The organism is Acidaminobacter sp. JC074 (assembly GCF_022496765.1).
GTDB lineage: Bacteria > Bacillota > Clostridia > Peptostreptococcales > Acidaminobacteraceae > JABXKX01.
On sequence record NZ_VANV01000001.1, the window covers coordinates 362,180 to 374,614 of the forward strand.

A 12,435-nucleotide genomic window follows, 5' to 3' on the forward strand; every position below is an offset into this window, starting at 1 on the left:
CCTTTAATAATTCGTGTTTATATAACTTATCCATTTACTATTGAGTGCTTCATCAGAAAGTTCAATGATTTCATTTAACGATTTTTCATTCTTAAATATCTCAACAATTGTATCTGTACCATATTCTATTTCAATAAGCTCAACGATTGTAGCAGGCCCACTATAATCAAAAAAATTACCCTCATTCAAATTTGTTACTGATAACATACCTTGTTTAATCTTTTCTTTCACAGAAGAGCCAGTATATTTGTTATAACCTGGTGACTCATAAGTTGCCAGTCCTTCATTAAACCATCTTACAGGTAATTCATTCTCACAAAGACTTCCGAAGTAGAGATGATTGTATTCATGAATAAATATCTCTTTAAACTTACTATAAGTCATAAAAGCATTATCAGAGTAAGGTGCTAGAATATGAAGTTCATTATTAGATGCAAAGCCCATTCCACCTTTTAGAAATTCTGAGGTCACATATTTATCAAACTCAGCTTGCGTCTCGTGAACAATAATATTTACAGTTTGATCGAAATCTATCGAATACTTACCATTTAAATAATCAATATGCTCAATCAGACTAGAAACTTCATCCTTGTAGTCAAAGTCATCATGCTCAAAGGCATATAAATTGAAGTCATCATAAGTCCTAAGTAGCGGTATATCACAAAGCATCTCCTGAACTTGTTTAATGGGTTGCTCTGTTTCTATATTAGCTTCTTTTACACACCCGATAGTAAGAAGCATAATTACAACAATAATAAACACTATTTTTGCTTTCATAAACTCTTCTCCAAACATAGAACTTTAAAATAAACAGTCATAACCTTTTTTTACAATTGATGAAATAAACTAATTAATAGTAGTGTTAGAACTAGACAAGAGTTCAACTAACTTCTTTCCCATATTGTTAAACCAATCATAAAAGACACCACTCAGCACAACTATTAAGCCAATGTTAGTAATAAAATCCCCTGCTGAAACCACCATAGAATAGATCATGATTGCTATACCAAAAATCATCCTCTTTATTTGCTTGATATCTCTGCCTTCTTGCATAAGATCCTCCTATAATGTAATCCAGTATCTTTGTATAATAGTCGTTTCATCATACTGGGCTTCATTCTCTAAAAAACCACCATTATTGAGTATTGTCTTTGCAGATGCAACATTGGTCTTATTGCATGTTAGTAAAACCTTTTTTATCTCTAAATCCTTACATACCTTTAATGCTTGATTTAATATCTGAGTTGCATATCGTTTTCTTCTTTCAGTCTTTCTGACACTGTATCCAATATGGCCACCATAGTTACTTAAAAAATCATTTAGCCTGTGTCTGATATCTACCATACCTATCAAATTGTTATCACTGACTCTTACAGCTAACAAGGTGGTTGCAGGCACAAGTCCTTCTCTAACCGTTTCTTCTTTCGAGTTATCAATCAGCATTGCTTCCCATTCTTCAAAAGTATCACAGGTTCTTAAATTAGCCGTTCCATCCATGCTTTCCTTATTTTCCATAAACTCTTGTTTATATGCCATGACAGAATCTTTATATTCTCTTGAAACAGTCACTAGTTTGATATTTTCCATCTTCCCCTCCTAATTATGATCTTTTGGATAAACTCTTGTAGAGTCAGAGCTTTCTCCTCACAAATATTAGTTTTATTAGAACTCATAAGACTCTATAGCCTCAACATAACTTTCTAAGAAGCCAAGCAGCAGTTCTGGTTCATCAAAATAAACACCATCTACTAAAAATGCAACAATGACTTCACCAACCTGTATTACAACTAAATTGCCTATATATTGGCCTTCATACTCTTTTATGGCAAAGTAAAGGTTATCATATGAAGATTCAACATCTTCAAATATGACGAGATCAATATCCGCAATAGAAGCACCAATATTATAAGCTGATATCCTATCTTTAAATGCTTCAACTGCAAAATCATAGTCAGCATTCACTTCAATTTCAGAAGTTAAAAAAAGTGGATTATGATTATTTTCATTCAAACTGTAATCATAATCATATTCGAGTTCTATAGAGCCATCTATGTTCGTTTTTGACTTATAAGATTCACATCCTGAAGCGTCATAATCGCCTATTTCAAAATACTCAAAATCTGCTATATTAATCAACAGTTCCTTTTGTTCTTCTGGAAATTCCTTATTGGTACAAGCGACCAAGGCAATTGCCATTAATATGAGTATTAGGCATACCAAAGGTTTTACTTTTATCATTTTACTTTCTACCTCTTTATTATAAAAGTTACATGATTTCTTCCATGTATCTTTGCATCATATATATAACTAGTCCATAAATACAGCCTTATAAAAATCACTGTTCTTATCCAAATAATCATTTATTTGTTCCCATTCAAGAAAATAAGTCTTTATTTCACCAGGGATTATTATTGCTGGGAAGATTAAACCTTGATCAGTTACATGAAAAATAACTTCTTTATACAAGTCGTGACTGTATTTATCACTTTTGGGCATTCGTTTTGCAAGATATGGTGGAACCATATCGATAACAGAAAGATAAAACTCCTCTCTTAGTTTTGGTTTGATTAACATCTCAAGAGAGTACTCATTACCTGACTCTAAATCAAAATAATAAGTGGCTAAGCTGTATCGCGTACGAGGTCCACCTCCAGCTATGTTCATCTTCATAATGCTTAATACATTGCCTATTTCACCTTGATATGGTTCGTTACGAACAACTAATGGTGAATCAGGTATTTCCTCTGATTGAAAGTTTGTTAATGCTTCATATGTTGGATTGGTCATATTTAGAGTTAATCCATCACTGCTCACAAAAACTGTTTCAACTTCTGCTTTTGAAGAAGAAATGTTCCTTGCATGATAAAAAACATTATCATCATTAACATAATTGTCCACATAATCAAAACTACGATTATAAAGATTGCCATCATCGTAGAAATCCATCATATACTTATGTTCTGTTATCTCGAACTCGATATAAACTGAAACCTCTTCACTTGTATCCTGATTACATCCGACACATAGAATTAATCCAACTAAAAGTATGCAAATATTTTTGAACATTCTTATCTCCTATAGATGTCAATTACTCAAATAAACTAATCTAGCAGATTTGATCCAGCAAAAGTTGATATTTCTCTGATTCATTGTCTTTGCCCAGTAGCTTATAAATCTCGATTAACATAGCATAAGCATTCTTGTTACTCTTATCTAATTTAATAGCTTTTTTTAGATAATGAACACTTTTCTTTATATCATTTAATCCTCTATGTGCTACTGCCAAATGGTATGAATAATCAGATGTCTGACTCATAGAAAAAGCACTATGCAAGTAGGTTTCTGCTGAAGAAAAATCACTTTTCTCCAGATAAAGCTTGCCTAATTGGTATCTTGAACCGGCGTAAGATGCATGCGCCTTAACTGCTCTTTCCAACAATTTAATTGCCTCATTAACCTGCCCTTTTCCTTTCAAGATAACAGCTAACTCACATAAAGCAACTTCATCACTAACATATTTATCAAGATGAATCCAAAGTAATCTTTCTGCTTCTTCTAAATTATTATCTTGTAGAGCAAGTCTATAATCATATAACTTATTATCCAAATTTGCTCTATCTAACTTAAAAAATAATTTAACTAATCCCATAATTGTTGTTCCGCTCATTTTTCTAGCTCCTTAAAATAGTCCGAGTGTACTTTGAAATTTTATATTATCTAATTGTTTACTTTTCAACTTTGCTCTTAACTTTAAAAACTATATATTTATTGTTCAATATAAATATCACCTATTTACTACTATGTTTATACAAAGCTTCACATTTGACACGTATTGATAACACGTGTACGATGTACTTATAGGAAGTTCTTTACTACAGCTAGCCTTGGAGGCTCAAATGGGACAACACTCCTATAACTCAAGGGAGCTTTTGAAACTCCTCAAAGATGATGGTTGGAAAGTTGTGAGAATCAAAGGTTCTCATCACCAACTAGTCATCCAGTAAAGAAGGGTTTAGTTACAACACCACATCCTAAAAAAGATTTCCCTCGTAGAACAATTGAGAGTATCTTAAAGCAAGCTGGTTTGTGGAGCTAAAATGCTCCTTTTCAGAAAGTTGGTGACAAATGTTTAGAAATCGATATGTATACCCTGCTATTTTTCATTATGCTGATGACGGTATATCTATAGAATTCCCAGATTTACCTGGCTGCAAAACCTTTGGTGATACTGATACAGAGGCAATTTCAAATGCAAAAGAGGCACTTGAATTACATTTGTATGGTTTGGAGGAAGACAAAGAACACATCCCAATGCCATCCCATATTCAAGATATTACAATCAGTAAAAATGAAACTATCATCCTAATTGACATATGGATGAAACCAGTAAGAGATTACATGCAAAACAAGGCAATCAAAAAAACACTTACCATACCAAAATGGTTAAATGATATTGCCATTGAGAATAATGTCAATTTCTCACACCTGCTGCAATCCGCAATCAAAGATTATCTTGGAATCAAGAAAAACTAATTTCAGCTGAATAGGCTGATTTTTTTTACATTAAAAGCATCATAAATTAAGTATTATAAAGCAGATTCTATGCAACTGTTTCATTCTTAAAAATGTCATTTCATTGAAATAAAACTCCCGTACTCTTTAGGAATTTCAATCACCCCTTCTGACTGCATTTTCTTTTCAAAGAATTCATAGATTTGATCATAATTCTCTGAAGTCAGACCATTCATACTGGTCATTGAGAAAATATAGTCTACCAAATCTTGTACTTTAGTTACCAATAAACTATCTTCATAATCTAATCGTTCTACTTCCCCAAAATGATTTGAAAGTAGCTTAGAGCCGTTTTGAAGTGTAAATGTATAATTAGACTCTTCTGAAACCCGTACACCTACTTCAGATAGAGATGTTGAAATGAAACTGGACAATCCATTTTCTCCAAAGGTAGAAGTATAAAACTTTCCATTAGGCTTTAATACTCTATTAACTTCCGCCAAAGCTTTTTCCATGTCAGGTACATGATACAGCATTGCATTTGCAATTATTACATCAAAAGAATTATCATCAAATGGTATCTCTTGAATATCAATCTGCCTGACAGTAACATCAAGGTCTTCAAACTTCTTCTTCATTTTTCCAACCATGCCATTTGAAAAATCAGATACAGTTAACTGAACTGAGTCATTTAGTTGATGAAAATTGTTGAACCAAAAGTCACCATTTCCACTGCCTAGCTCAAGAATTCTTCCTTCTGATGGTAAATCGATAATTTCAAACAACCAATTACCAAAACCTTGTTTATTTGCACTGTATTTCTCATGTATTTTCTTTCTTATTAGGAGTCCTGTATCATCTTTATATTGCTCCTTAACAAAACCTTTATTGTTTATTTTCGAATTCACCGAGGACCTCCTTTTACTAGTTACTCTTTTTATTTCTGTACAATTATCAATGCGTCTTAGATGCTTCTGAATCCTTAATGAGTAGAATGTACTGGAAATATTCATTCATATCAATATCTTGTTCCTGACCTGACCAAGTTTCAATCATGGGAATAAAAGGTCGCTCTTCTTCACTCTCATTTAGCTTGTATAACACATACTTGCTGTCAGATACATTTGTTATATTGCTTATAACAGGATATAGAATATTCATTTTAATTGGCTCCGTGTCCTTCAAGCTCATCGATTCACAGTTTTCATAGTTGTATGCAATAGAAAGTACTTTGTTATGATACTTTGATTCACTTGAATCCAAGTAGCCTGCAAACCATTTTACACCACCATCCATTCTTTGAAATGCATGGTTTAAACCCCATTGTCCATAATATTTTCCATCTTCTAAAATATCATCTAATACTAAAAAGTTATTGTATATAATTTGGTCTCTAGTATTGTTCCAATCTACTTTATCTTCAACATGTTTATAAGCTTCATTTGCACCTATAATATTTTGATTAACCAACTCAAAGAAAATAAGTTCATCACCAAGATAATCTTGATACAGGCTTCTATTTAACTCGATATTATCAAGAGTTTTTTGAGCATTCTTAATAGCCAAGTAATCCTTTGTAAATGTAGATTTCAATATTTCTGATGTTTCCTTAATCATTTCAATGGTTTCATTTAACTCTATAGGCACCTCTTTATCAGGTAGCACTGAAACCATATAGTTGTAAGCAATAAGAACTTGGTGTTCTATATCAACACCTACAACCTGTATTTTTTCTTCATCTTCTAGAGTTTTATTAAACTCGTATAAATCAATCCATCCATTATAATTATCTTCACTATCAGCATAGGTACCATTCTGTGCTTGAAAAAGCATATCTAAAATTGAACGGTCGCCAGTTTCTAAAAACCTATTAATAAAATAAGAAGAACTGTATGAAGTTTCAGACAATAAATATTTAAAATTTGCCTTATCTTTAAAATACTTTATAAAGGCCATCTTCAATTCACTATTGGCATGAACACCATGAATTTCAGCAGTAAAAAATATTTCATTCGATTCAATGTCCCTATCTAGAGTATTCAAACCCTCGTCATAGTCATCATTATCAAAATCCAAATCTACATAATTACTTGACAAATAATCTTCAATTGCATCGTAATCAACAAGCTTAACTTCTTCATGTACTTCATTACTTTCTTGATCAACTGCACTCACTTGATCTTCATTTGATTCATTTTCTGCATAAACTTGATTGTTAGTGCCTTCTTGTTCAATTGCATTATTGTTACAACTCATAAGTGACATACATAGTAAAACACTCGATAATAAAACTGAAAATTTTGCTTTCATAACAGCTCCTTCGATTACTTTAACTCTACTCATCTTCAGCCTGTTTCTTTCCTAATACAGATCTGTTGATGCCATCTTCAACACCATTTCTTATTACATAATACAGAAGAACTAAACTTATAATAATGCCTACAAACTCCATAAATAACTCCTTTATTATCTAATCGTGAATTCCAATAAATCAACATTATTATCCATTCTAATCCACTCCTAATGATACCACATATTAGAAATTATGTAGTAGAGTTAACATTTAGACTTAATATAATCTTTATAAGCAAAAGTGATTATAAAACTTTGATCCCATTGTTTCAAAAAAAATTAAGGGGATCAAATCCTCTTAGTTACTTTTTTTTATAAACACAGGCCTTCGACAGTGCATTTACATTCGATCAAATGACCTCTGATACATTCACGATTTATGTATTGCATTTGTGAAATATTTGCATTACAATCCTATATCCTTATTCTCTTGAACCTTGAAGGTATCTCCTACAAATCAAACTGTAAACCTGTTAAACTTGTCGTTGCTTTCATCCATTCTTCTAACCACTCTAGCTGCTTATCTATAAATGTATGATCAATACAATCTAATCCATATATTTCTACAATTGTCGCCTGCAGTTGATAATGATATATCCCGATTAAATAATACAGACTCTCCTCTTCTTCTTTACTTACTTTGCAAAGTTTTGTATACTCGCTTAAAAAAGTTCTATAACTCTCATATGTTTCTTTTAAGGCAGTTTCATTGAACTCAAAATAATCTGTTAAGTTGCAAACAATCATGACATCATATATTGAATAGGCCATACAAGAAGTATCAAAATCAATGATGTTATATTCAAACTTTTTATCTAATATAATATTTCCAGTATGCAAGTCACCATGACAGTAGCCTTTTTCAAGCTTTTCTAACTTGGTCCATAGAAAGTCACCTAACCGCTTGTATTTTTCTATTTTATTTATGTCATAGTTTTTCTTTGTTAGGATTTCAATATATCTATCAATAAAGAAATACTTATCCCTTATGAGTAAGTCCTGCTTATAATCACTTAGGTGCAAATGTAACTCACCGACTAGAGTCCCTAATTTTTTATAATCAAATATTGGTTCAATTTCATTAGCCTCAATATATTCGTATAAAATGATTGTGTTATCGTCAAACTCTGTAACACAATCACCACTTAGATTTTTAATGACTCTTGGAACATTAAAGTCTTTTGTTTCTAAGAACAATAATATATCTAATGAGTCATTCATAGTATCCTTAAATGCATCATTGGCTGTTTTCATTACATACTTTCCATTTGTAGATTCAAGTATCTGTGAACATGAGACACCTTCATCTATCGAAAGAACATTATTTACTGTAATGCCATAAGACTTCTCTACCTGTTCTATTATGTCTAATAATTCCATGTTTCCTCCTAGATGATAATGGACAGTATTCTAATAATTCAATAAGTTGTATCATTACTTAACGCTCAGACGCTTCTGAATCCTTAATTAAAAGAATATACTGAAAGAACTCATTAACATCTACGACTAAAGATTCATCTCTTATATTAAAGGTCATTGGTATGGCGGGTCTATCACAATAAAAATAAACAGGCATAGCAATGTAGTTATTGAATATCTTTTTAATAAGCCCTTCTAACCTTTCGTACATTGTCAAAATCTTTCCATTGTTCCATAAGGCGAAGCCTCTTCAGTGTGATACTAAATCTCTTTGGCCTCACAAGCTTCTCTTCAAATAAATAAGGTACCAATCTAGGTCGCCTGTTTCAGATTTCTGACCTAATAATAGCTTATTAGGAAATCAATAAAATACACTGATCAACTATATCCTCAAAAGCTTTTGAGGCGTCAAAATTCTTGCAGTCAGATATATGACTCACAAGAGAAATCAGAACATCAATGTCTCCTTTAATACTCTTTCCCATCTTTCCTTGTAATCCAGTCTGATATAATCTCTTCCGTCTATCATATCCAACTTGATCATATTGGGCTGTAGTACGTATTAGATGTTCAATTATTTCTAAGCCCATCTCCATACGTAGTACTGGATCTTCTGAATCGGAAAAGATTTTTCCTAAAGCTCTTCTTCGAGAAATAAGTTTATTCATACTTATACTCAACCGTTCTGGATTACTTGAATACAGTTCTAATAGTTCTTTCAGTTGCCTACAGCCACCATTTCCTTTATATAAATGTTTTGATGTGTTATACAAATAAAAAACCGATTCATCAAATTGTTCTAATTTTTCATGAATGAAATCTAAGCTTGTAGCATAAAAGTGAAGCTGTTTCCCGTTAATGATTTTCTCAGAAGGTTTGCCATATTTCCAGTTATTCAGTATTGGTATTTCATCTACAATGTCTTGATTAAACAGAATACACATATCTACATCTGACTTCTCACTACACAAGCCAGTTGCTACTGAGCCGACCAGCAATATATCAAAATCATCTTTATAAGGTTGAAGTGCTTCTAGTTCTAATAGATAAGGTAATGCCACTTTTTTTGCGAAATCAAATAGCTTTTGTTGAACAGTCATATATCTCCTTTACTTTAAACATAGAGCGCCTCTTATATGTGTCATCTAAGTTAAGTGCAACTATAATCTCTTTGATACTCTCAAACCAACTTCCCAAGAAACAGTCTTAGAGGCTCATAGTTTATTAACCTAAAAACTTGTGTGCAACTTCTTTTTTCTCAAGTTCAAGAATACCCAAACTTTTATAGAAGGCTTGTGCCTCTTCATTAGCTGCAGTGAACAAGTAGCAGTATTCTGCTCCAAGCATTTTAACCTTTTCTACAGTTTTTTCTATTAAAAGCTTGCCAACTCCCTTCCCTCTATATGCTTTTTCAACGTAAATCCAATCAATATACCCCGTTTTTGTGAAATCCATAAAGCTTTCTTGAATGATTAAATCACAACGACCAATAATCTTATCATCCAAAATTGCGCATAATACTAAATTGTTTTTATTATCAAAATCTCTTTCTGATAACTTTCTTCTATACTCCCTTTCGCTAAATTCACTCGGCCATATCTCAGGTTCAGTTTTACGTATTGTTTGCTCGAAATCAATTAATGAGTCTTTATTCTCATTTGTTATGCATGCTATTTTGTATGCCATGTTTAACTCCCCAGATGTTATTTTTACTACCAAAAGTAGTATCCTTCACCCTTTTCTAGAATTTCTCCATTCTCTGTATTAAAACGATTTTCAATCTCTAGTTTAATAATGCTATCACTATATCCTTTTGGTATTGATATAACATAGCTTGGTCTAGAATAAATAGTATCATCTACTTCCACCAAAAAATCCGGTACTTCTTGAAATGAATGAAACTTGATATTTTCACCATTAACAGAAACCTTAACATCTTCTCTAGAAAGTTTTGGCCATACACCATCATATTTAAGTAAATCTAACTCGCTTCCAAATCCTCTTTTGGCAGCTTCTTGATACCTACTTAACGACATTGGTATGAAATGAACATAATCACTCATTTCGCCAGGCCACATGTTAATACCATAGAGCTCCATTTTATCGATTTGTACGTCTAATTCAATATCATTTTCTATATCTACATTGTATAGCCAAGCTTCTAATGTCTCTTTAGAGTAATTTTTATCAAAAACGCCTATTTGCTTTTCCTTCCCACATATTGAGATTTCATAATTGCCTTGTGAATCTCCTACAACTGCAATATCTTTACCTGTTATATTGAGTATCGGATTTTCTACTGGCCTGCCATCGAAGTACATAACACGTCCAGAAATTTTATTGAGGTTCAGCTCAATATCATATCTTTGATCATCTATATGAATTGTAACTTCATCAACACTCTCAAAAGGGTTATCTTTGTATACTTTTATTTCAAATTTATTATCTGTAACTTCGATTTCTGAATCATGGAGTTTTTTTCTGTAACTTTCAACTACAATACTTTTGACGCCATTATTAATATTTTGTGCTTTTACTTCTATATAAGGGGTATTTTCAATCTCAAACATCTCATTCTTTGCAGTACTCTCGATAGAAGCAATGCATTTAGGATTATTGTTAATAAAAACTTCAATTTGTGTTTTATTCATTTCTTCATCTCCAATTATTTACTGTTTTTTGTTCAACAAAAGTACATCTGTATGTTTCACACTTGTGAATCAGCTTCTATTAGTAGTACCTATTCGATCTTCAATCTGTTCAAATTTTTCAATACAGCTTTCAGCATATCAGTCAGTTTACCAACACTAAGTAACTGCCTCGATTCTAAGGCCCAATTTGGATACTGCTCCAGAGACTTTGCCGCAAAGAGACAATCAAAATGACGCCAGAGAGTATAAAGATTATACTCCAACTCATCATAGTCACCATACTCCTTTACAAAGAGTTTCTCGCTATTTTCACTTCCGCTTCTAAGATTTCTTCTGATTAAGTCAAGCTCTTGACTTCTCAGACCTTTCTTCATGTAGTTAAAATCAAACATCGTTACTTCACTACTATCAGTATCAACGAAGAAATTTCTATAATAAAAATCATCATGAATAATAATTTTATCACATCCACTTAAGTAATCATTTAACTGGATGATATTCACTAAGAGTAAATTAAAGAACTCATTATGATTATAAAACTCAATACACTGCATTATTTTTTGTTTTTCAAATGCCACACTTTCCTCGTCCAAGAAACTGAACTTAGTGTTTATTTTGTCAGATAAATTATGCAATTTCTTAAACCACTTTGCAACTGACTTTATTATTTCGGCATTAATATAATCATCAGCACAACCGATTCTATATTGACTATCCACATTCATGTCTTTCAGTAAAATTGCATTTGATGTATAACCATAATATTTAATGGTCGCTATATCTATTTTAGATAAAACTCTGTAACATTCTATTTCATGGGCATCTGATTTATTTTCAAAGTATTTTAGAAAATACTTTACGTTATCTTTTGTTACTGCGTATACATAAACGCCTCTTTTTGCTTGTACTTCATTTATTTCAGACAATACAAACTCGTCCTTCAAATATCTAAGAATGTCTTTTTCCATTTTTCTCCTAAAAAAAATTGTTACTTATATGCTGTTATTGTTGAAATTCATGCACTTACAGTACTCTTGATTGTTGTAGAGTCTTTAGTGTGAAAACATAATTTCATAACCTCTTTGTAGCTAACCTTAATTTAATGCAGTTTAAGTTGATTTAGGACGCAAGTTGCATCAATTTTTCATTAATAATTGCATTATCTTTTTTCCATCTGATTTTATCTCCTCTTTAAGTCAAGTGCCTATTTGCAACACTTTAGACTTACTTTTACTTTATAATTATTATCAAACCTAGTCATCATTACTATTTGAAGAAGTATAGATCTGATTTTTTCTCACAACAAATAATAGTAGTGTCATTTTATGGACTGTAACTAACTCACTCTAATACTGTTAATGCTTTCTTAGTCTGACCTTGCCTTGCTCACTACTTTTGCCAATAGTTGATTGCTTAGATTGCCAAACTATTGTGAGTGGAAAACCATGGTGAACCATGGCTTATTCCATCTCTAATTTTTTATTTATTTCTTTTATCGTGT

General features: G+C 31.8%; 16 protein-coding genes and 1 pseudogene. 3 read left to right on the plus strand and 14 right to left on the minus strand.

Annotated features, from left to right (window positions below; translation table 11 throughout):
• Positions 1-3: 3 nt before the first annotated feature.
• The 6 genes from EZV73_RS01840 to EZV73_RS01865 all read right to left on the minus strand — a co-directional run bounded on the left by EZV73_RS01840 (position 4) and on the right by EZV73_RS01865 (position 3,667).
• Entirely contained in the window at positions 4-777 is a 774-nt protein-coding gene (locus tag EZV73_RS01840; RefSeq protein WP_240837748.1) for a hypothetical protein, read from the minus strand.
• Between the two features lie 69 nt (positions 778-846).
• On the minus strand, positions 847-1,053 hold the full coding sequence (locus tag EZV73_RS01845) for a hypothetical protein (RefSeq protein WP_240837750.1): 207 nt from the start codon (positions 1,051-1,053) through the stop codon (positions 847-849).
• Positions 1,054-1,062: 9 nt separating this feature from the next.
• The gene (locus tag EZV73_RS01850) at positions 1,063-1,587 is read right to left on the minus strand and encodes a GNAT family N-acetyltransferase (RefSeq protein ID WP_240837752.1); all 525 of its coding nucleotides are present in this window, start codon (positions 1,585-1,587) and stop codon (positions 1,063-1,065) included.
• A 75-nt stretch (positions 1,588-1,662) separates the two neighbouring features.
• Positions 1,663-2,238 (minus strand): hypothetical protein, encoded by a 576-nt coding sequence (locus EZV73_RS01855; protein ID WP_240837755.1) that lies wholly within the window; start codon positions 2,236-2,238, stop codon positions 1,663-1,665.
• Between the two features lie 69 nt (positions 2,239-2,307).
• Positions 2,308-3,066, minus strand: coding sequence for a hypothetical protein (locus EZV73_RS01860; RefSeq protein WP_240837757.1), 759 nt, complete (start codon positions 3,064-3,066; stop codon positions 2,308-2,310).
• A gap of 40 nt (positions 3,067-3,106) precedes the next feature.
• Entirely contained in the window at positions 3,107-3,667 is a 561-nt protein-coding gene (locus tag EZV73_RS01865; protein ID WP_240837759.1) for a lipopolysaccharide assembly protein LapB, read from the minus strand.
• Between the two features lie 229 nt (positions 3,668-3,896).
• Between EZV73_RS01865 and EZV73_RS28815 the strand changes: the two are divergent.
• The 3 genes and pseudogenes from EZV73_RS28815 to EZV73_RS01875 all read left to right on the plus strand — a co-directional run.
• Positions 3,897-3,959: pseudogene (locus EZV73_RS28815) on the plus strand (hypothetical protein); the annotation flags it as partial.
• Positions 3,953-4,096: a type II toxin-antitoxin system HicA family toxin gene (locus EZV73_RS01870; protein WP_330636925.1), complete on the plus strand. Its 144-nt coding sequence runs from the start codon at positions 3,953-3,955 to the stop codon at positions 4,094-4,096. The pseudogene EZV73_RS28815 and the gene EZV73_RS01870, both read left to right, overlap by 7 nt.
• Positions 4,097-4,125: 29 nt before the next feature.
• Positions 4,126-4,533 (plus strand): type II toxin-antitoxin system HicB family antitoxin, encoded by a 408-nt coding sequence (locus EZV73_RS01875; RefSeq protein WP_240837761.1) that lies wholly within the window; start codon positions 4,126-4,128, stop codon positions 4,531-4,533.
• A 95-nt stretch (positions 4,534-4,628) separates the two neighbouring features.
• On the opposite strand, the gene EZV73_RS01880 is transcribed toward EZV73_RS01875, so the two are convergent.
• From EZV73_RS01880 to EZV73_RS01915, 8 genes are all read right to left on the minus strand, one after another.
• Positions 4,629-5,420, minus strand: coding sequence for a class I SAM-dependent methyltransferase (locus EZV73_RS01880; protein ID WP_240837763.1), 792 nt, complete (start codon positions 5,418-5,420; stop codon positions 4,629-4,631).
• Positions 5,421-5,466: 46 nt separating this feature from the next.
• On the minus strand, positions 5,467-6,822 hold the full coding sequence (locus tag EZV73_RS01885) for a hypothetical protein (protein ID WP_240837765.1): 1,356 nt from the start codon (positions 6,820-6,822) through the stop codon (positions 5,467-5,469).
• A gap of 492 nt (positions 6,823-7,314) precedes the next feature.
• On the minus strand, positions 7,315-8,244 hold the full coding sequence (locus EZV73_RS01890; RefSeq protein ID WP_240837767.1) for a phosphotransferase enzyme family protein: 930 nt from the start codon (positions 8,242-8,244) through the stop codon (positions 7,315-7,317).
• Positions 8,245-8,302: 58 nt separating this feature from the next.
• Positions 8,303-8,500: a hypothetical protein gene (locus tag EZV73_RS01895; RefSeq protein WP_240837769.1), complete on the minus strand. Its 198-nt coding sequence runs from the start codon at positions 8,498-8,500 to the stop codon at positions 8,303-8,305.
• 136 nt (positions 8,501-8,636) lie between these two features.
• Positions 8,637-9,383 (minus strand): nucleotidyltransferase domain-containing protein, encoded by a 747-nt coding sequence (locus EZV73_RS01900; RefSeq protein ID WP_240837771.1) that lies wholly within the window; start codon positions 9,381-9,383, stop codon positions 8,637-8,639.
• 124 nt (positions 9,384-9,507) lie between these two features.
• A complete protein-coding gene (locus EZV73_RS01905; protein ID WP_240837773.1) occupies positions 9,508-9,969 on the minus strand; it encodes a GNAT family N-acetyltransferase in 462 nt (153 codons plus the stop codon).
• 26 nt (positions 9,970-9,995) lie between these two features.
• Positions 9,996-10,934 (minus strand): hypothetical protein, encoded by a 939-nt coding sequence (locus EZV73_RS01910; protein ID WP_240837775.1) that lies wholly within the window; start codon positions 10,932-10,934, stop codon positions 9,996-9,998.
• Positions 10,935-11,023: 89 nt separating this feature from the next.
• Positions 11,024-11,902 carry a hypothetical protein gene (locus tag EZV73_RS01915; protein WP_240837776.1) on the minus strand — a complete coding sequence of 293 codons (879 nt, stop codon included), beginning with the start codon at positions 11,900-11,902 and terminating at the stop codon, positions 11,024-11,026.
• Positions 11,903-12,435 lie beyond the last annotated feature (533 nt).

Excerpts from the sequence above, each read along its gene's own strand:
- EZV73_RS01840 (WP_240837748.1), bottom strand. The coding sequence starts at position 777 with ATGAAAGCAAAAATAGTGTTTATTATTGTTGTAATTATGCTTCTTACT.
- EZV73_RS01845 (WP_240837750.1), bottom strand. The coding sequence starts at position 1,053 with ATGCAAGAAGGCAGAGATATCAAGCAAATAAAGAGGATGATTTTTGGT.
- EZV73_RS01850 (WP_240837752.1), bottom strand. The coding sequence starts at position 1,587 with ATGGAAAATATCAAACTAGTGACTGTTTCAAGAGAATATAAAGATTCT.
- EZV73_RS01855 (WP_240837755.1), bottom strand. The coding sequence starts at position 2,238 with ATGATAAAAGTAAAACCTTTGGTATGCCTAATACTCATATTAATGGCA.
- EZV73_RS01860 (WP_240837757.1), bottom strand. The coding sequence starts at position 3,066 with ATGTTCAAAAATATTTGCATACTTTTAGTTGGATTAATTCTATGTGTC.
- EZV73_RS01865 (WP_240837759.1), bottom strand. The coding sequence starts at position 3,667 with ATGAGCGGAACAACAATTATGGGATTAGTTAAATTATTTTTTAAGTTA.
- EZV73_RS01875 (WP_240837761.1), top strand. The coding sequence starts at position 4,126 with ATGTTTAGAAATCGATATGTATACCCTGCTATTTTTCATTATGCTGAT.
- EZV73_RS01885 (WP_240837765.1), bottom strand. The coding sequence starts at position 6,822 with ATGAAAGCAAAATTTTCAGTTTTATTATCGAGTGTTTTACTATGTATG.
- EZV73_RS01890 (WP_240837767.1), bottom strand. The coding sequence starts at position 8,244 with ATGGAATTATTAGACATAATAGAACAGGTAGAGAAGTCTTATGGCATT.
- EZV73_RS01900 (WP_240837771.1), bottom strand. The coding sequence starts at position 9,383 with ATGACTGTTCAACAAAAGCTATTTGATTTCGCAAAAAAAGTGGCATTA.
- EZV73_RS01905 (WP_240837773.1), bottom strand. The coding sequence starts at position 9,969 with ATGGCATACAAAATAGCATGCATAACAAATGAGAATAAAGACTCATTA.
- EZV73_RS01910 (WP_240837775.1), bottom strand. The coding sequence starts at position 10,934 with ATGAATAAAACACAAATTGAAGTTTTTATTAACAATAATCCTAAATGC.
- EZV73_RS01915 (WP_240837776.1), bottom strand. The coding sequence starts at position 11,902 with ATGGAAAAAGACATTCTTAGATATTTGAAGGACGAGTTTGTATTGTCT.